Origin of the sequence: Corynebacterium evansiae (genome assembly GCF_027570065.1) — a bacterium.
Taxonomy (GTDB): domain Bacteria; phylum Actinomycetota; class Actinomycetes; order Mycobacteriales; family Mycobacteriaceae; genus Corynebacterium; species Corynebacterium evansiae.
Genome location: NZ_JAKMUT010000003.1, coordinates 23555 through 43642, shown reverse-complemented (window position 1 = coordinate 43642; position 20088 = coordinate 23555). Strand labels below are relative to the sequence as shown.

12 protein-coding genes are annotated in these 20088 nt (G+C 64.0%); 8 read left to right on the top strand and 4 right to left on the bottom strand.

The features are described 5' to 3' along the window. Positions 1-126 precede the first annotated feature (126 nt). The 3 genes from L8V00_RS03815 (at position 127) to L8V00_RS03805 (ending at position 5037) form a co-directional block, all read left to right on the top strand. Positions 127-1563, top strand: a complete 1437-nt coding sequence (locus L8V00_RS03815; RefSeq protein WP_269944261.1) for an HNH endonuclease signature motif containing protein — start codon at positions 127-129, stop codon at positions 1561-1563. Positions 1564-1793: 230 nt separating this feature from the next. Beyond that, positions 1794-3320, top strand: coding sequence for an Asp-tRNA(Asn)/Glu-tRNA(Gln) amidotransferase subunit GatB (gene gatB, locus L8V00_RS03810; protein ID WP_420840023.1), 1527 nt, complete (start codon positions 1794-1796; stop codon positions 3318-3320). 184 nt (positions 3321-3504) lie between these two features. After that, positions 3505-5037 (top strand): DoxX family protein, encoded by a 1533-nt coding sequence (locus L8V00_RS03805; protein ID WP_269944259.1) that lies wholly within the window; start codon positions 3505-3507, stop codon positions 5035-5037. Here the strand turns inward: L8V00_RS03805 and L8V00_RS03800 are convergent, their stop codons facing one another. The 4 genes from L8V00_RS03800 to L8V00_RS03785 form a co-directional block, all read right to left on the bottom strand. Continuing rightward, on the bottom strand, positions 5038-7803 hold the full coding sequence (locus tag L8V00_RS03800) for an excinuclease ABC subunit UvrA (protein ID WP_269944399.1): 2766 nt from the start codon (positions 7801-7803) through the stop codon (positions 5038-5040). Positions 7804-8196: 393 nt separating this feature from the next. Continuing rightward, complete coding sequence (gene ilvD / locus L8V00_RS03795) at positions 8197-10044, bottom strand: dihydroxy-acid dehydratase (RefSeq protein ID WP_035003479.1); 1848 nt, start codon at positions 10042-10044, stop codon at positions 8197-8199. A gap of 126 nt (positions 10045-10170) precedes the next feature. Beyond that, positions 10171-10740, bottom strand: a complete 570-nt coding sequence (locus L8V00_RS03790) for a PH domain-containing protein (protein WP_239317687.1) — start codon at positions 10738-10740, stop codon at positions 10171-10173. 13 nt (positions 10741-10753) lie between these two features. Beyond that, on the bottom strand, positions 10754-12949 hold the full coding sequence (locus L8V00_RS03785) for a mechanosensitive ion channel family protein (RefSeq protein WP_269944258.1): 2196 nt from the start codon (positions 12947-12949) through the stop codon (positions 10754-10756). Between the two features lie 964 nt (positions 12950-13913). Between L8V00_RS03785 and L8V00_RS03780 the strand changes: the two genes are divergently transcribed. The 5 genes from L8V00_RS03780 (at position 13914) to L8V00_RS03760 (ending at position 19964) form a co-directional block, all read left to right on the top strand. Then, entirely contained in the window at positions 13914-15776 is a 1863-nt protein-coding gene (locus tag L8V00_RS03780; RefSeq protein WP_269944257.1) for an acetolactate synthase large subunit, read from the top strand. Next, positions 15776-16294: an acetolactate synthase small subunit gene (gene ilvN, locus L8V00_RS03775; RefSeq protein ID WP_034973946.1), complete on the top strand. Its 519-nt coding sequence runs from the start codon at positions 15776-15778 to the stop codon at positions 16292-16294. Before L8V00_RS03780 ends, ilvN begins: the two co-directional genes overlap by 1 nt. Before the next feature lie 156 nt (positions 16295-16450). After that, positions 16451-17467, top strand: coding sequence for a ketol-acid reductoisomerase (gene ilvC / locus L8V00_RS03770; RefSeq protein ID WP_269944256.1), 1017 nt, complete (start codon positions 16451-16453; stop codon positions 17465-17467). Positions 17468-18022: 555 nt separating this feature from the next. Continuing rightward, on the top strand, positions 18023-18880 hold the full coding sequence (locus L8V00_RS03765; protein WP_172457308.1) for a cation diffusion facilitator family transporter: 858 nt from the start codon (positions 18023-18025) through the stop codon (positions 18878-18880). Positions 18881-19067: 187 nt separating this feature from the next. Further along, on the top strand, positions 19068-19964 hold the full coding sequence (locus L8V00_RS03760; protein ID WP_269944255.1) for an ABC transporter substrate-binding protein: 897 nt from the start codon (positions 19068-19070) through the stop codon (positions 19962-19964). Positions 19965-20088: the final 124 nt, after the last annotated feature.

Here is a 20088-nt window from a genome sequence, read left to right as displayed (position 1 = left end):
CCTGGCGGAGAATTGTCAAGAGGGAATTGAAAAGCCTGTGGAGAACGCTTGCGAAGAGGGCGAGTTATCCACAGGTGGTCGCGTGGGGCGGGGCAGAAATTTTGCGCATGGTTTAGCGTTCGGGGCATGGATAAGTTGCAGCAGCTCGCGGAGCTCAAGCGTCAAGTGGCGGACGCGCAGCGCCACGGCGTGGAGCTGCTGACAGAAGCCATGGGCAAGCCCGCCGAGCAGCTGCCGTTGGAACGCGAGTATGCGCGGAGCGTGGCGCGGGCCGCGGAACACTTCTCCGGGGCGGCGTACTCGCGCTATAAAAAGCGGGCGCTGGAAGCCGCCCAGCGCAACGGGCACGGTCTGGATGTGCTGATACTGATCGCCGAGCGGGCACGGACGCTGGGGATCAAACAGCGTTACGTGTTTACCGAAGCGCTATGCAATACCGCTGGAGATTATGCGGCCATTTCGCGCCGGGCGACGCAACTGCGGCGCGAAATGCAGGGGCCGCGGGTGCCCGACGACGGAGGACGCCGGATCATGCACGGCACGAAGACCACCATCCAGTTCACGGGGCCGTCGCACCGCATGTCGGAGATTTGGGAGTCCGCACGCCTGGATCCACTGGCGTGGCTCACGGAGAATCGAACCATTCAACGCAGCACGCTGACCACCAATGTCGTGGTCAGCCTGGATGACTACATTCAGGTACTCAGCGGCCAAGGGGATGAGATTGAGCTGCGGGCCACCAACGGTGCCGTCTTCACCGGGGCGGAATACGTCGCCCGCCGTTTAGAAGACGCTGTGTTTCCCCGCCAGCTATCCACGCCAATTGCCGACGCTTCAATCGCCGACGCGGCCGGGGCAGATAGCACCTCGGCAGGCTCGGCCGGGGTGGCCGGCAGCGCCTCGGCAGGCTCGGCCGGCGCGCAGGGCGCGGCCGGTGCGGCCGCTACGGCGGAGGCAGCTGGTGCGGCCGAGGTAGCAGGCGTGGCCGGTGTGCCCACTATGGCGGGGCCGGCGCTTAATGCGAGTCCAGCCGACGCGGCCCGCGCGGAGGGCGCGGCCGGTGCGGCCGCTACGGCGGAAGCGGCGCTTACTGCGAGTTCAGTCGGTGTGGCAGTTGTTGCGGAGGCGGCCGGGGCGGCAGGCGTGATGCTGAATGATGGAGATTGCATCACGCTGATAGCCCCGGAGCGAGGACCGGTGAATTTGTACAGGGTGAAGCGGTTGGCGTCATCAAAACAGCGCCGAATGCTGGAAGCCGAAACGACGCGGTGCGCCTGGCCGGGATGTGGGCGTCCGGCGAGTGAATGCCAAGTTCACCACCTGCAGGAATTTGCGAAAGGCGGAGAAACAAACCTCGAGAACATGACACTTTTGTGTCCGTATCACAATGGCGTGAACGGGCAACGCGGCCGCGGGCGGATGGCGCGCGAAGGCGGGCGCGTCACCTGGCTGCCGCCGGGGGCGCCGGGACACGGGGAACCGCCGGGGGCGCCGGGACACGGGGAACCGCTCAGGCGCGCGACCGCCCTGGGAGACGTTGGAGTGGCCAAAGAAGGGCCGTAGGTGGACATTGGCGCGCTGAAATGCGAGAGAGGTGCGCGGAGGTGCGGCTGCGTTGACGTGCTGCTGCGTTGGCGCGGTGGCGGTGCGGACGCGTTGGGAGCTGCCGGGCACCCAAAGGCAGGGCGTGGCGGGCGCGCGGCGTGAGCGGGCGGCCGCAGGCGCGCGGCGTGAGCGGGCGATCGTGGACGCCCAGCGACCCTAACGCCACACGAATACGGGGACGTATTAAGATGGCTGGCATGACTGCGCCTGTCTACGATTACTCCGATGATGTGATGGACTTCGACGAAGTGCTGGAGCGCTTCGACCCGGTAATGGGCATGGAAGTTCACGTCGAACTCGCCACGAAGACGAAAATGTTCTCCACGTCTTCCGCGGAATTCGGCGACGCACCAAACAGCAACGTCGACCCATGCAGCCTCGGCCTGCCAGGCGCGCTGCCAGTCGTAAACAAGCTGGGCGTGGAATGGGCCATCAAGATCGGCCTGGCACTGAACTGCGAGATTGCTCCGAAGTCCCGCTTCGCACGCAAGAACTACTTCTACCCAGACCAGCCGAAGAACTACCAGATCTCCCAGTACGACGAGCCCATCGCCTACGACGGATACCTGGACGTCGTGCTGGAGGACGGCACCGAATGGCGCGTGGAGATTGAGCGCGCGCACATGGAAGAAGACACCGGCAAGCTGACCCACCTCGGCGGTGCAGACGGCCGCATCCACGGAGCCACCGCATCCCTGGTGGACTGCAACCGCGCAGGCGTGCCACTGATCGAGATCGTTACCAAGCCCATCGAGGGCGCCGGCGAACGCGCACCAGAAGTTGCGAAGGCATACGTCTCCGCACTGCGTGACCTCGTCAAGGCACTCGGAGTATCCGACGCACGCATGGACCAAGGCTCCATGCGCGTGGACTCCAACCTGTCCCTGCGCCCCGTCGGCACCACCGAATACGGCACGCGCACCGAAACGAAGAACATCAACTCTCTGAAGTCCGTCGAGCAAGCCGTGCGATTTGAAATGCAGCGCCAGGCAGCTTGCCTCGTCAACGACGTGGAGATCGTTCAGGAAACTCGCCACTACCAGGAAACTGACGGCACCACCTCCAAGGGACGCCCGAAGGAAACCATGGCGGACTACCGCTACTTCAACGACCCGGACCTGCCGCCCGTACTCGCACCCGCCGAGTGGGTCGAAGAGATCCGCTCCACCCTGCCGGAAATGCCGTGGATCCGCCGCGCCCGCATCCAGGAGGAGTGGGGCCTGAAGGACGAGGAAATGCGCGACCTCGTCAACGCCGGCGCCCTGGATCTAGTGGTCGACACCGTCGAAGCAGGCGCCAAGCCCGACGAAGCTCGCTCCTGGTGGGTCTCCTACCTCGCAGGCAAGGCAAACGAACAAGGCGTGGAACTTACCGGTCTCGACATCACGCCGACTCAGGTGGCGCGGGTGGCGTCACTAGTAAACGAAGGCAAGCTCACCACCAAGCTTGCACGTCAAGCAGTCGACGGAGTCTTGGCGGGCGAAGGCGACGTCGACGAGGTCGTCGCAGCGCGCGGCCTGGAAGTTGTGCGCGATGACGGCGCCATCGAAGCGGCAGTCGACGAGGCCCTGGCTGCAAACCCGGACATCGTCGAAAAGTACCGCGCGGGCAACAAGAAGGTCACCGGTGCGATTGTCGGCGCCGTCATGAAGGCCACCAAGGGCAAGGCAGACCCCGCGCAGGTCAACCAGCTGATCGCTAAGAAGCTCAGCTAGCAGCGCCCGAGCCCAATGGGCGGCGGAGGCGAAGCGCTGCCGTAGCCGGGGGCCGGAATGCCGGACCGTCGGAGTCGAAAGGTGCGCGGAAACTCGGCAGGCACACAGCCGATGGAGTATGCCATCGAAGACATGCCGAGCGACCTCCCGCGGAAATCGCGCTGGTCAGAATAGTCTGGGGTGCGTGAATAACAACGCGAAGCCCAACAGTCCAGACGACGCTTTGTTCGGCAACTCCGCGGATGATCTGGCGGATGACCTGAACAACGACATCGACGTGCCCGTCTACCGTCGGGACGCGCAGAAGCCCACGGACGCCACACCTCCCGCCAAGGCGACCAAGATTGACAAGCCCGGCGAAGAGACTGCCGGCGAAGAAACTGCGGAAGCGTCAGCAGCAGGGGATGCTAAGCCCGAAGCTCCAGAGAGGGGGAAGGCTTCCGGGGGAGGGGCGAAGTCGGCGAAAACGTCAGAGCCGGCCGAGTCGGACGCTGCGGCCGCTGTGACGGCTGAGAGCGCACCGAACAAGAACACTGGATCGGAGCGTGCGTCGACTGACACGTCGGCCGAGGCTTCGGCTGAAATTCCAGGGACAGAGGCTCCAGAGGCTGAAACTCCTGTAGAGGAGAAGCCGGCCAAGCGGGATATTTATGCGGTTCTGGGCCGGGCGCGTCCGCAGCGCATTGAAAGCCGCCCGCCGGAGCCGGAAGTGGATCTGTCGAAGCTGGACGCCTCCCAGCCCGCTGGGGCTGGTGCTGATGTGGGCGCTGCCAACGGCGCGTCCGATCGTTGGGGCAAGGTTGATGACGCCAACCCGGCGGAGCGGCCCACCACTTCAACCAACGATCAGGCCTTCATCCGACAGGCGAAGAACGGCGCGACCCCTGCCGCGAGCGCTGGTGTGACCGGCGCGGCTGCTGGCGCGGGAGCTGCAGGCACGACCGATGGCTCTGAAAATGGCAACGCTGCCGCGGGTGCGGCGGGCGCGGGTGTTGCCGGCGCGTCTGATGGTTCTGAGATTGGCGGTGCAGGCGCGGCTGGCGGCGCTGATACGGCCGCTGGGGCTGCTAGTGCTGGAGTGGTTGGCGCGGGCGCGGCTGGCAGCGCTGACACGGCTGTTGATGCTGGCGTGACTGGGGTAGATCACGACGCGGTGAGCGCAGACCGCGACGCGGCGGGTGCCGGCGCGGGCGCGGAAGTTAAGCGCGGCACCACCAGCTTCGGACTGTTCATCCTGCGCGCAGTGCTGGGCGCGTACCTCTTGGTACGCGGCCTGCAGACGCTGTTCGCCTTCGGCGGAGACCCGGGCGTCGACGTATTCCAGAGCCAACTGGGCAACTACAACTTCACCGATATCCTCGCCATCGGCATCCCGGTCGCGGAGGTTGTTGCCGGCGGGCTACTGCTCCTCGGCCTCGTCACGCCTTTCGGCGCGGCACTCGCCACAGTCGTCGGCGGTTTCATGGCATTCCACAATCTCGACAGCTTCCAGGGAACCCTATGGCCATACGGCCTGAGCCCTCACATCCAACTGTGGGCGGCGCTGACGGTGGCGTCAATAAGCCTCATCTTCCTCGGCCCCGGCCGGATCAGCCTCGACCGCAGCAGGGGATGGGCAACCCGACCGTTGGCGTCCGCTTGGATTTTCTTCGTAGTCGCAGCGGCGGCCACCGCCGGACTATGGCTCGGCGTCGGCGGAGGAAACCCGTTCAATTAGCTAGCTTCTTTCCGCCAATACTCGCCCCGTCGCGGTGTCCGTCTGAGCCACCGTGGCGGGGCTTCCGTCTGCGACAACCCGGCCGCCCCGCGCGCCGGCCCCCGGCCCCATTTCGAGCACCCGGTCCGCCTGCGCGGCAACTCGCATGTCATGCTCCACAACCACCACAGTGTTCCCGTTGTCGACCAACCGCTGGAGTTCCGTCACAAGCAAATCCACATCCGCCGGGTGCAGGCCGGTGGTCGGCTCATCCATGAGGTACACGGTATGCCCCCGCTGAGCCCGCTGCAGCTCTGTAGCCAACTTGATCCGCTGGGCTTCGCCGCCGGAAAGCTCCGTGGCCGGCTGGCCGAGCCGGAGGTAATCCAACCCCACAGCCGACAGAGCCCGCAGAGCTCGGGCGATTGCCTCTTCGTCGGCGAAGACCTCCCGTGCTTCAGCGATGGTGAGCTCCAGCACGTCCGCGATTGTCCGGCCGTTCCAGGTGACTTCCAGCGTTTCAGCGTTATAGCGCGCGCCGTGACAGTCGGGGCAGGGAGTGTAGCTGCCGGGCAGGAACACTAGCTCGACTTCAATCTGCCCTTCGCCGCTGCAGGTGGGGCAGCGTCCTTGGGTGACGTTGTACGAGAACCGGGAAACGGTCCAGCCGCGCCGCTTCGCTTCGTCGGTCTGTGCGAAGAGTTTCCGCACGCGGTCGAATAGTCCGGTGTACGTTGCGAGGCAGGATCTGGGGGTTCGGCCGATGGGCTTCTGTGAGATTTGCACCAACCGGTTGATGGCAATGTCTGAGTTAAGGTCTGCGCTGAGTTTGGCCGTTGCTGCTCTTGCGGAGTCTGTTTCTTCTTCGGGGCCTTTACTTTTGGACGCCACGTCTCCGTCGTCGACCGATGTCTTCACCCGTTCGCGCAGTGAGTTGGCCAGCGTGTACAGGAGCGTGGACTTGCCGGAGCCCGAGACTCCCGTGATAGCGGTAAACGTGCCGAGGCCGAATTCCACGTCGAGGCTGTTCAGGGTGCGCTCGTTGATGTCCGTGAGGCTGAGTGTGCCGGAGGGGGTGCGCGCTTCGGCGTCGGTGGTCAGTTTCAGCGGCCCGGCGGCGAGGGCTCGTCCGGTGGGGCAGTCCAGCCCCGCCAGGCCCGCGCTTTCGGACGGGATCTGGAATGTGCCCTGGCTGGGATCCCCGACAGCAGCGGCAGTGGTCGCTGAGCCTTGGGATGGGGCCGGGCAGCAACTCTCAGCCTGGTAGGCGTTCGGGTCCCGGAGTTTGGTCGGGTTTTGGGACTTAGCCGGGCCGGAGTAGAGGATCTCCCCGCCGAGTTCGCCTGCGCCGGGGCCGACGTCGACGATCCAGTCGGCCTCCGCAACCAGGTGCATGTCGTGTTCGACCAGTAGGACACTGTTGCCCGCGTCCAGGAAACCTCGGACTAGCCGCATCACTGCGCGGCGCTCCTCGGGGTGCAGACCCGCGGACGGCTCGTCCAGAACGTATGCCACTCCGAAAAGTCCCGACCGCAGCTGGGACGCCAACCGCAGCCGCTGCAGCTCACCCGCCGACAGGGTGGAAGTGGCACGATCCAGGCTCAGGTGCCCCAAACCGAGATCCACCACAGACTCCAGCGTAGGGATCGCCTGTTCCAGCAGAATCCGCTCGGCCTCCGCGCTGGCGGGGGATTCCGCAGCATCCTCTGTGGCTTCAGTGTCTGAAGTTACTGAAGTTTCGGTTGCCTCTCGCCTCGTGGCCTCTTGCTGTGCTGGGGCGTGCTGCGCTATTCTTCGCCCAGTTGTGGCGTAGAGATCGGCCTGACCGCGGGCAGTGTCTGCGAGCATAGAGCCGCGGCGCTCGGCGAAGCGAGAGAGAACGTCTTCCAAAGGAAGCGCCCCAAGGCGATCGATGGGAAGGTCGAGGTATTCCACGGAAAGGGCGTCGACAATAAGGCGACGACCATCACACACCCCACAGCGGGAAGACTTCATAAACGACAGGACGCGGCGTCGCGTGGAATCGGAACCCGTCTCCGCCAACGTCTTCCGCAGATAAGAGGCCACCGAACGCCAAGTGCCCTCATACGTCCGCTGAATCTGATCCGCACCCCGGTGGGGGTGGATCGTCACCACCGGCCGCTCGTCCGTGAAAAGGATCCAATCCCGGTCGGCCCGCGGGATGTCTCGCCACGGAATGTCCATAGGGAAGCCGAGCTCCGCGACAATATCGTGGAAGTTCTTCCCCAACCACGCGCCGGGCCAAGCGGCGATAGCGCCCTCGTCGATGGAAAGCGACGGGTCCGGAACCATGGACTCCTCCGTCGGCTCATGCACCACTGCCGTGCCCTGACACTCCGGGCACATCCCCGCCGTCGTATTAGGGGAGAAGCTGTCCGAGTCCAGACGCCCGCCGTGGCGTTCGCGCACTTCCGCCGGGTAATCGCCGCAGCGGGAATACAGCAGGCGGATCGTGTTCGACAGATTTGAAACTGTCCCCACCGTCGAGCGCGCCCCGCCCGCCTGCGCCCCCTGCTGCAGCGCGACAGTCGGCGGCAGCCCCTCCACGGACCCCACGCGTGGGTCGACGGCTCCGCCAATGAGCCGGCGCGCGAACGGCGCGACGGATTCCAGGTACCGCCGCTGAGCCTCCCCATGCAGCGTGCCAAACGCCAGCGAAGATTTCCCCGAGCCGGATACGCCCGTCACCGCCACCAGGGCGTTACGGGGCAGCGAGACGTCCTGGTGCTTGAGGTTGCGCAAGTGTGCGTCGCGGACGTGGATCATCCCGTCGTCGCCAGCGCTGCCGCGAGCGCTGTCGCCGCGAGCGCGGCCGCCGCGGGCGCTGTCGCCGCGGGCGCTGTCAGCCTCGACTGCATTGGTCTCTGCGCGTTCTGCCTCGGGCTGGATGTGTGAATCATGCATGCCCTCCAGCCTACGGCCGTCCAGGAGGCCGCGACCCCGGGGATACCGGCTGTGCGGGACGTCAGCGCTGCCGGCCGGGCGGAAGGCCGTGTTCCGGAGATGTAGGCCGGGGCGGGGCGGCAGCGCCGCCGGAGAAGTCGGCCGGGCGCTCGAAGCCAGATCTTGTGGCCGGGGCGGGGCGGCAGCGCCACCGTTAAGGGGGCGTGCTGGCTGCAGCGTACGGCTGGATGTGTGGAGGGCACGCGCCCGCTGGGGTTACTTCACCTCGCGGACGGCTCCGCGGTCAGCGGAGGTTGCCATCGCGGCATAAGCGCGCAGCGCCTTGGTGACCTTCCGCTGGCGAGTGGTGGGAGTCCACGGCTTGTCGGAAGCCTCCATCTCGGAGCGGCGGCGCACGATCTCCTCGTCGGAGACGTTCAGCTCCAATCGGCGCTCGTGCACGTCGATGGTGATCGGATCGCCGTCGCGGACCAGGCCGATCAGGCCGCCGTGCGCGGCTTCGGGGGAGATGTGTCCGACGGACAGCCCGGACGTGCCGCCGGAGAAGCGACCGTCGGTGATCAGCGCGCACTCCTTGCCGAGCCCCGCACCCTTGAGGAAGGCGGTCGGGTGCAACATTTCCTGCATTCCCGGGCCGCCGGCGGGGCCTTCGTAGCGCACGACCACGACGTGACCCGGCTTGACCTTCTTGTCCAGGATCACTCGCACGGCTTCTTCTTGGGATTCGACGACTAGTGCCTTGCCTTCGAAGTGCCAGATAGACGGATCAACACCCGCGGCCTTGATTACGGCGCCGTCTTCGGCGAGGTTGCCGCGGAGGACAACCAGGCCGCCATCGGCGGTGTACGCATGCTCTACATCGCGAATGACGCCACCCTCTGCATCGGTGTCCAGGCTGGACCAACGGTTCTCAGTGCTGAACGGCTCGGTCGTGCGGACTCCGCCGGGGGCGGCGTGGAACAGTTCGATGGCTTCCTCAGTTGCAGCCCCGGAGCGGATGTCCCAGGACAGCAGCCATTCCTTCAGCGTGGCGGAGTGAACGGAGTGAACGCCTTCGTTCAGCTTGCCGGCGCGGTAGAGCTCGCCGAGGATGGCGGGGATGCCGCCTCCGCGGTGAACGTCTTCCATGTGGTAGTCGGAGTTCGGGGACACCTTCGACAGGCACGGCACTTCGCGGGACAGTTGGTCGATGGAGTGCAGGTCGAAGTCGATCTCACCCTCCTGGGCGGCCGCGAGGATGTGCAGCACGGTGTTGGAGGATCCGCCCATGGCCATGTCCAGTGCCATTGCGTTCTCGAAGGCCTCGCGGGTGGCGATGTTCCGCGGCAGGACGGAGGCGTCTCCCTCGCCGTAGTAGCGGTGGCACAGTTCAACGATGGTGGTGCCAGCCTTGGTGAACAGGTCGCGCCGTTTGGCGTGAGTCGCCAAGGTGGAACCATTGCCCGGCAGGGACAGGCCAAGCGCCTCGGTCAGACAGTTCATCGAGTTGGCGGTGAACATGCCGGAGCAGGAGCCACACGTCGGGCAGGCGGCGGACTCAACCTCCAGCAGCGCCTGCGCGTCGACTTTGTCGGACGCGGAGGCGGAGATGGCGGTAATCAGATCCGTCGGAGCCTGTACGACACCATCAACTGCCACCGTTTTGCCAGCCTCCATCGGCCCGCCGGAGACGAACACCACCGGGATGTTCAGACGCATGGCGGCGTTCAGCATGCCGGGCGTGATCTTGTCGCAGTTGGAGATGCACACCAGCGCATCGGCGGCGTGGCCGTTGACCATGTATTCGACGGCGTCAGAAATAACCTCGCGGCTGGGCAGCGAGTAGAGCATGCCTGCGTGCCCCATAGCGATACCGTCGTCGACGGCGATGGTGTTGAACTCGCGGGGTACGCCGCCGGCTTCGCGGATGGCGTCAGCGACGATGTCTCCCACGTCCTTCAGGTGCACGTGACCCGGCACAAACTGCGTGTACGAGTTCGCGATGGCGATGATGGGCTTCTCGAAGTCCTGGTCCGTCATGCCTGTAGCACGCCACAGGGCGCGGGCGCCGGCGGCGTTGCGGCCCTGGGTGGTGACGGCGGATCTCAATGGGATGGCGTTCATACTGTTCACGGCTCTCTTCTTGTTGTTCCTACTCTGGAGTTCTTATTCCGGAAAAGTCTTTTCCTGTGATTTCTTGTTTTGCCGTTTGCTGGTTAGCGCGGCAAAGCTTAAGCACGAGCCGGGCGGTCAGCTGCTGGTGTTGTCCCTTTCTGGGGCGCTTGTGTTTTGCGCGTCGGCGTCCGGTGCGGCGGCGTCCGGCGCATCGACTCCCGCTTCGCGGCGGCGCTGCTTTTCGTATTCCTTGTACTCGTCCTTGTCCATGAGTACGGCGTAGCCCTCCTTGTTGACGACTTGCACCTTGTCGTCCGTGGCTGCGCGGGCTGGGCTGACGGGGTCGGGGATTCGTCCGCTGCTGACCTTGTGCAGGTCGATCAGGGAGTTAAAGGTCACGCCCGGCAGCCAGATGCTGTTCTCCTGGTTGTCTACGGCGTAGGCGCGTCCGGCTCGGTTGAAGCGGAGCGCGCGGAAGTCTTCCCACTGCATGGTTTTGCCTGCGCGGAAGAGGTAGCGCGTGGTGATGGCTTTGTCGGACACGGTGGTCCGTACCCACAAAGTCCACAGGATAAACACTAGCGGCACTAGCGGAACCCAGAAAAACCAGGCGACCTTATAGCCCGTGAATAGCAGGCAGATCAGGAACATGACGAACCCGCCGAGGATGTGTTCGCGGCTGGGGTGGAAAACCTTCGAGTTCATGGTGTTCATTTAATCAGCCATGGGTGGTGTCGGTCGCATTGGGCGCACCCATCGCACCCATAGCGCGGGGCGCAGCGCCGTTCATGCTGTTGCCGCCGGTGCCGCTGTTGTTGGAATTATTCTGGACGCCACCATTTCCGCTGTTGGGATTGTTGCCACTGGAGTTGCTGTTTGGCTCATTTGCTGTCCCGTTGGGTGATCCGTCGTTTCCGCCGGGGTTCGAGTTGGCGCTTTGATCGGAGTTTGCACCTGAGTTTGAGCCAGCGTTTCCGTCGGTGTTGCCGCCAGCGTTGCCGCCAGGGTTTGAGTTGGCGTTTCCGTCGGTGTTGCCGTCAGTGTTTCCGCTGGAGTTCGGGTCGGAGTTCGGGTCAGCGGTGGGGTTGTTCTGGCCGGTGGCGTTTTCGCCGGATGGATCGTTTGCTTCGGAGTTCTCGGAGTCTTCGGTGGATGCACTGTTAGAGGGGCGGTCGCGCCAGTAGTCGGGGGAGAGCCAGCCGGTGTCTCCCCCCTCTGGGTTCGAGGAGGCTAGCGCCAGGCCGCCGACTAGCAGCAGCGCCAGGATCAGCCCGGTGGTGGAGGGGCGGGTGCGGCCACCGACGCTCATGATCCTCTTGAACTTGGAGGAGTGTTCCTCGTTGCGCCAGATGCCTTGGAACTTCTCCTTCTCTTCGTCGGCATCCTCTTCACCTGCATTCTCTTCACGGTCATTCACGCCGCTTCCATCGCCAGCGCGGCCTGCACCGTCAGTGCCGGCTGCCGCGCCGGCATCGCCGTCAGACCTGGAGGTGGTGTTGGGGCTTGCGGCGGAGTGGGAGTCCTGCGAGGGAACCGAATGCGTCCGCCCGATGGTTCCATCGCTGTCGAGGGGACGGACTCCGGGGCCGTCGGCCGGTGCCGCCTGGCCGGGTCCGTCAGCCGGTTCAGTCTGGCCAGGGCCGTCAGTCGTGGGAGCCTCCGTGGGCTGACCAGTTTTTTCACCCTGTGCAGTCTGGCCGGGCTGCGCGAGCTGGCTGGCTCGGTCAGCTCCTTCCGCCTGCACCGCATCCATGGCGGCAGTATCCACGGTGGCAGTTTCGTGCGCCGACGCGGTTCCGCGTGTCGCTAAAGCTTTGTCCACGGGTGCGGATCGGCCTACTGGTGCAGAACTGCTAGCAGAAGCGGCCCTGCGCTCCTTGTCTCCGTCGCCGTCACCGGTCACTGAAGCGGCGGTTCCTGCGGAGCCGCTCTGCAAAGCAGCAGTGGTTGAGGCCGACCGGTCGCTCGACGCGTGCTGGGCGGGAAGGACCTCCGTAGGCGCCAGCGCGGACTCCGCCGCCACAGCCTTCCTGGGATCGGCGACGGGGGAGGAGTGGGCGTCAGAACCCTCGAGAAAGACCCGCGGCATGTCGTAACGATCCCAGAACACATTCACCAGCGCCGAGCGCAAAACACGCTCCACAGCCCACTGGCGCGCCGGGTTCACCACGACCATCACTCGGAAGTTCACCTGCCACGACTGACCCGCCGCAGTGGGGGCGACGATATCCGTAGCTGGCAGAACCTCCAGCTCGCCGGTGACGTCCCCGGCGATAGTCGGATCCCCCAGAGCCTTCGCAGCCGTGGCCTCCACGCGATCCGTCAGCTGCGACATGGACTCGCCCGGCTGCAGAGGAACCGCCAAGTCCACCACCGCCCGCGACCAATCCTGGGAATAGTTCGTGATCACACCCGCGGAACCGTTCGGGATCGTCACCACCTCGCCGGAGGCCGTACGGACCTTCGTCGCGCGCAACGTCAGCCCCACTACCGTGCCCGAAATGTCACTGGACGTGCCGTCGAAGGCAACAAAGTCGCCCACGCCGAACTGACGCTCCGAGATGATGAAGAACCCCGCGAGGAAATCGCCGATCACGTTCTGTGCGCCGAAACCAATAGCAGCTGAGACGACGGTTGCGGGCAGGGCGGCACCCATAGCGGGGACGCCCAGGTTCGTCAGACCCAGCATGATGATGGCGAAGTACGCAATCGCTTGCAGCACGTACACCAACGCTCCGACCAGGGCGAGGCGGGATTTGGTGGCCTCCTCGCTCTCATCGAAGCGGTTGCTGACAATGCGAATCGCCAAACGCCCCACGCGGGGGATCAAAATTGCGATAATGACCAGTGCAGTCAAGGGAAGGCCGTGGACGACCACCCATTCCCAGAGCTGGAAAGCATAGAACTTCAACATGCTTCCCCACCGTAGTCCCGGAAACGATCGGGGAGAGTGCTCCGCCAGGATTCGGACGGGATTCTGACCAAGTTTTGACCAGATTCTGACCCGATTCTGATTCGTTTCCAGACGGGGTTCCCAGTCGGATTCACGGGTCGCGTTCAGACGCGCGCACTGCGCGCCGGGGCGACCGTGGCTTCTGCGCCGGAGCAACCGGGGTAACCGCGCCGCCGGGTGCGTGGCGACCGGGAGGACATTGGAGTTTCGGTTGCGCTGAGGCTGAGTGCCAGAGGGGAACCGGAGGGAAGCCGCGGATGGGAACTGGAGGGGGAAGCTCAGGGGAGCCGGGGAGATCGGGGAGAGAGAAACCGGAGGGAGGCCGGGGGTGCGGGAGGGATGAAGTACAGGTCGGGGGCGTTTTGGGCTGTCCAGTAGGTGAGACGGGGGCATCATACTTTGGGAAACGAGTGGTCAACGGCTTGACTACTTTCGCGAAAGCCGCTAAATTTAGAGCCATGGAATTCACGCAACTAGTACGAGTACTCATTATCGAGGGGCGCCAATAGCTACCTCGTCGAGCTCGACACGGCGCCCCCGACAACTGACGCAGCAGCGTCGGCAAGTTGGGGGCTTTTGTTGTGTGGAGGACATGCACCTAACCGAACAAGCGATTCCACACCGAAGATTTTCGGCTCTATCGCTTCCTGGTGACGCCAGCTCGCCGAAGCGCGAACGCTGCGGCGTGCGCCGCGTGGCAATGCGTGGCGCTGATGCGCGTGGCACTGCGGGGCACTGCAGAGCGCTGCTTGGCGCTGCGTTGATGCGCAGCGCTGAGGCGCAAACTGCGCAGCGCTTGCTGAGGCAGACGTTGAGGCGCGTGGCGCGCGCCGTACGGCGCGGCGCGTGGCGGTCAAACGGGAAGCGAAAGAGACAGAGAATTGAAGGCAGGACGGATTCCAGGACTCAAGGAGCGAAGGAAAACGTGACACACACATCACGCTCGCAACCCAGCCCCGCCACCTTGGCGAACAACCCCCGCGGCAAGCGGCCAGAGCGAATTAACGGCGCACAGGCCGTAGTCCGCTCCCTAGAAGAGCTAGGCACCGATGTCGTATTCGGCCTGCCCGGAGGTGCTGTGCTGCCGCTCTACGAGGCGCTGTACGACTCCGAGAAGCTGAACCACATCCTTGTCCGCCACGAGCAGGGCGCCGGCCACGCCGCCACCGGCTACGCCCAGGCCACCGGCCGCGTCGGCGTGTGCATCGCAACTTCCGGCCCGGGTGCAACGAACCTGGTAACCCCCATCGCCGATGCCAACATGGACTCGGTGCCTCTGGTCGCCATCACTGGCCAGGTCGGTAAGGGTCTTTTAGGTACTGACGCCTTCCAGGAGGCGGACATTCGCGGCGTGACCATGCCGATCACCAAGCACAACTTCATGGTGACCCGCCCCGAGGACATCCCCGGCGCTATCGCCGAGGCTTTCCATGTGGCTTCCACCGGCCGCCCCGGCGCGGTGCTGGTGGACATCCCGAAGGACGTTCAGAACGCAGAGCTGGAATTCAACTGGCCGCCGAAGTACGAGCTGCCCGGCTACCGTCCGGTCACCAGCCCGCACCCGCGCCAGGTAGAGGAAGCCGTGCGCATGATCAGCGCGGCGAAGCGCCCGACGCTGTACGTCGGCGGCGGCGCGATCAAGGCAGAAGCGCACGCAGAACTGCTGGAATTCGCAGAAGCCAACGACATCCCAGTCGTCACCACCCTCATGGCACTGGGCAGCTTCCCGGCCTCCCACCCGCTGTACATGGGCATGCCCGGCATGCACGGAAGTGTCCCGGCGGTCGCAGCCCTGCAGCGCTCCGACCTGCTGATCACCATCGGCGCCCGCTTCGACGACCGCGTCACCGGCCACGTGGATAGTTTCGCCCCGGACGCGAAGGTCATCCACGCCGACATCGACCCGGCGGAGATCGGCAAGATCCGCGAAGCCAACGTGCCTATCGTCGGCGACGCCCGCGAGGTACTCTCCGCACTCCACCAGGCGATGCGGAACCTGGACCTGAAGAAGCCCGCCACCGCCGGCTGGCTGAACTACCTCAACAAGCTGAAGCAGGACTTCCCCCGCGGCTACGACGAGCAGCCCAACGGCAAGCTCGCCCCGCAGTACGTCATCGAGACCCTGTCCAAGACCGTCGGCCCGGATGCCATCTACGTCGCCGGCGTGGGGCAGCACCAGATGTGGGCGGCGCAGTTCGTGGACTACGAAAACCCGCGCACCTGGCTGAACTCCGGTGGTCTCGGCACGATGGGCTACTCTGTGCCCGCTGCCATGGGTGCAAAGGCCGGCAAGCCGGACACTTCCGTCTGGGCCATCGACGGCGACGGCTGCTTCCAAATGACTAACCAGGAGCTCGTCACTTGCGCGGTGGAAAAGCTGCCGATCAAGGTCGCCCTCATTAACAACGGAAACCTCGGCATGGTCCGCCAGTGGCAGACGCTGTTCTACGACCAGCGGTACTCCCACACCAACCTGAAGCCGGGGGAGACTTACCTGCCGGACTTCCTGATGTTGGCTGAGTCCATGGGCTGCGCGGCGTTCCGCGTCACTAAGCCAGAGGATGTAGAGCCGACCATCCGCAAGGCTGAAGAGATCAACGACCGCCCCGTCGTCATCGACTTCATCGTCGGCGAGGACGCGCAGGTGTGGCCGATGGTCGCCGCCGGCACGTCCAACGAGGAAATCCAGTACGCACGCAACCTGCGGCCGCTGTTCGACGAGGAATCCTCGGCGGCAGAATCGCCCGCGGAGATCCACGAGGTCACCCAGGAAGGTGAAGAAGACTAATGAGCACGAACAAGGTACAGGTCCACACCCTGTCCGTCCTGTGTGAGGACGTCGACGGCATCATCTCGCGAATCTCCGGCATGTTTACCCGCCGCGCGTTTAATATCCTGTCGATCAGCTCTGGTCGCACGGAGGTCGAGGGGATTAATCGCATCACCATCATCGTCGAGGGCGAGGATCACGTGGTGGAGCAGATCACGAAGCAGCTGAACAAACTGATCCCCGTTATTAAGGTCACGCGCCACGACCCGGAGACCATCGTCTCCCGCGGCCTGATGATGGTGAAGGTTTCCGCTGACAACGCGAACCGCACGCAGGTGGTGGAGTCCGCGAAGCTGTTCCGCGCGCACGTGGTGGACGTCGGTCCGGAGTCGGTGATCATCGAGTGCACCGGCACGCCGTCGAAGCTGCAGGCTCTGCTGGACGTTTTGGAGCCGTTCGGGATTCGCGAGCTTGTCGAGGCGTCTCCGACTGCGATTAGTCGCGGTCCCCGCGCCATGTACCCGGCGAATCTCTAGGTTCTTTGGTGACGCCTTCAGCTTGCAGCCGGGTGGGCGTCACTACCTACGAAAGAGGGCAACAGCCCGCAACAGTTCACTATGTGGACGCAAAAGTCTCACTAAATGAAATAGAATCTGCTATAAAGGTAGACAGTCAACGAAAGGAAGCTCCCCATGGCAATTGATGTTTTTTACGACGACGACGCTGATCTGTCCATCATTCAGGGCCGCAAGGTAGCCATCATCGGCTACGGCTCTCAGGGTCACGCACACGCCCAGAACCTGCGCGAGTCTGGCGTGGAGGTCGTCATCGGCCTGCGTGAGGGCTCCAAGTCCCGCGCCAAGGCTGAGGAAGCCGGCTTTACCGTGAAGACCAACGCAGAGGCTGCGGAGTGGGCAGACGTGATCATGCTGCTGGCTCCGGACACCTCCCAGGCGAAGATCTTCGCCGAGGACATCGAGCCGAACCTGAACGACGGCGACGCACTGTTCTTCGGCCACGGCCTGAACATCCACTTCAAGCTGATCGAGCCGGCCGACAACATCATCATCGGCATGGTTGCCCCGAAGGGTCCGGGCCACCTGGTTCGCCGCCAGTTCGTCGACGGCAAGGGCGTTCCGTGCCTGATCGCCGTTGAGCAGAACCCGAAGAACAACGGCCGCGACCTGGCTCTGTCCTATGCAGCCGCCATCGGTGGTGCACGCGCCGGCGTGATCCCGACGACCTTCGAAGCGGAGACCGTTACCGACCTGTTCGGCGAGCAGGCCGTTCTGTGTGGTGGCACCGAAGAACTGATCAAGACCGGTTTCGAAGTTCTGGTCGAGGCTGGCTACGAGCCGGAGATGGCCTACTTCGAGTGCCTGCACGAGATGAAGCTGATCGTGGATCTGATGTTCGAGGGTGGCATCGGCAACATGAACTACTCCGTGTCTGACACGGCAGAGTTCGGTGGCTACCTGTCCGGCCCGCGCGTCATCGATGCGGACACCAAGAAGCGCATGAAGGACATCCTGACCGACATTCAGGACGGCACCTTCACCAAGCGCCTGGTTGCCAACGTTGAGGGTGGCAACAAGGAGCTGGAGGAGCTGCGCGCTTCCTACAACGATCACGAGATCGAGAAGACCGGCGCCAAGCTGCGCGACCTGATGAGCTGGGTCAAGGTCGACGCTCGCGCCGAGACTGCCTAAAGTGGCCCGGCTGAAGCGGCTCGGTCGAAACTGCCCGACCGAAGCTACCCGACCGATACGGCTCGGTCGAAACGGCTCGGCCGAAACGGCCTGCGTAAAGCGGTCTGGCTGAATAACTGAATGCTCTAGATTTCCAAGTTTAGGGATTCTGAATTTGGAATCTGTTTAGCGGGGAGCCCATGTTCCGGCCGCCAATGGCGAGCCGTTCTGGCCCCCGTCTTTGTTTTCAGTAAGTTGCCAATAAGGGATGTGGCTGCCTAAAGTGAGGGTATGAACGACCCCGCAAGTGCAGCTCAGCAACAACCACAGGACCGTGGTGGTGCCGACGTGCACCGCCACGGTTCTTTGCGTTCCAGCGCGTCCGCGGCTGGCGGCGCGCCCGCGTCGACCGCTGGCGGCGCGCCCGCGTCGACCGCTGGCGGCGCGCCCGCGCCCGCCGGCGTATCTGAGGGTGGCTATGCACATTCGCACGATTCCGGCCATGCACATTCCCACGACTCTGGCCACGGGCATTCGCACGGGCATTCGCACTCCCACGCGCCGACGGATGCTCCGCTGCGCGCGCTGCTCATCGTGCTGGGCGTCACTGGCACAGTTTTCTTTGCAGAGCTGATCGGCGGTCTGATCACCGGCTCCGTCGCGTTGCTCGCCGATGCGATGCACATGCTTTCGGACGCCGCCGGCCTAATCATTGCGGTCGTCGCCATTTTCATCGGCCGCAGGTCCGCAACCGCGCAAGCGACATTCGGCTATCGGCGGGTGGAGGTGCTCGCCGCGCTTGTTAATGCGGTCACCGTGTTGGGAATCTCCGCTTGGATCGTGGTCGAGGCGTTCCAGCGCCTCAGCGAGCCGGTGGAGATTATGGCCGGCCCGATGATGATCGTCGCGGTGATCGGCCTGCTAGCCAACATCATTTCCGCGTGGATCTTGAACCGCCAGCGGGAGCATTCCGTCAATGTCCAGGGTGCATTCCTGCACGTGCTGGCGGATATGTTGGGTTCCGTCGCGGTGCTAGTGGCGGGTGGCGTGATCATTCTGACCGGCTGGCAGTATGCGGATGTTATCGCCTCGCTGGTGATTGCCGCACTGGTGTTGCCGCGCGCCTGGCAGCTGATGATGCAGGCCTTGCGCATTCTGCTCGAGCAGGCGCCTCCGGGTTACCAGCCCGCTGAGGTCGATGCTCTGCTGCGACAAGTCGACGGTGTGCTGGACGTGCACGATCTCCACCTGTGGTCGCTGGATGGTACGAGCGCGTTGGCGTCGGTGCATTTGGTGGTTCCGGAAGGCCGCGACCCGGCCGCGGTGCTGTGCGCGGCACAGGCCGCTCTGCAGGAGCGGGGGATCGCGCACGCCACGATTCAGGTGGAGCGCGCCAGCCACGCCGACCACGAGGGCCCGCAGAACGTCTGCTAGCGGTTGGGACAGCAATGTGCACTAACGGTGGGGGAACAACGTCTGCTAGTGGCCGAGAAAGCAACGTGCGCCAACGGTGGGGCAGCAACATTCGCTAACAGGTGGGAAGAATCTCGGCAATCGCCCTAGACCTGGCAAGGTAGGTTTACCTTGCTTAGGTGAACCTAAGTCTGGTAGTGTCTGCGGAATGATGAATTCTCGAAACTCTCAGCGCGGCTCTTTACGTCGCGCCCTGGCTCTCCTCGTCGCGACGATTCTCGGAGCCACGGCCCTCGTTGCCTGTGGCTCCGGTGACGGTGACAACGGCGGAGGCGGTAAAGACGGCGAGCCACGGGTGGTCGCGCTGGACTGGCGATATGAGGAAATCCTTGAGGCGCTGGGCGTAAAGCCTGTCGGCATTGTAGAGATCGGCAAGTCCGCCGGGCCGAAAACTCTGGAGGGCAAGCTCGAGGGCATCGAATCGGTTGGCCAGGCAAAACAGCCAAACCTGGAGGTCATTCAGTCTCTTGAACCCGACCTGATCCTCGCTAGCCCAACGCGACAGGAATCGATCATGCCGCAGCTGGAGGAAATTGCAGAGACGAAGTCCTACAGCGACGCCAGCTACACCGACGTCCTTGACTCCATGGATGACATCGCAAAGAAGCTGGGCAAGGAGGATAAAGCTAAGGAACTGCGTGAGCGTATCGAAGACAAGGTCGAAGAGGCAAAGAAGCTCGTCAAGCCGAACACTCGTGCAGCGCTGGTCGGATGGTCGAAGGGCACTCTCTACACCTGGATCAAGGATTCTTTCGCAGGCTCTCTTCTTTCTGACGCCGGCTACGTCTACGGCTACGACGGTTCCCGTACCGCTATCGAGTCCAAGACTGACGTTGCCGAAATGACGGGTGATAAGCTCCCCTCAATGAAGCTGGATCGGATGTACTTGTACAACGACATCGAGGGCTTTAAGTCCAGCCCATATAAGGATGTGGTGAAGGATATCGTGGACGTGGAGCAGGACACCTGGTCTCGTTCTCGTGGTCCGCTGGCCGCAGAGGCAATGCTGGATCAGATCATTGAAACGGAGAACGCTCGTAAGTAGGCGCACCCTCGTGCTTTTACGACCGAAGGAATTTAAGTGCAACGAGGGCTAAAACCACGCCTTACACAACTAGCGATTCTGCTGGCGCTGGGATTGGCTGTCATTCTTGCGGTATGGGTCTGGC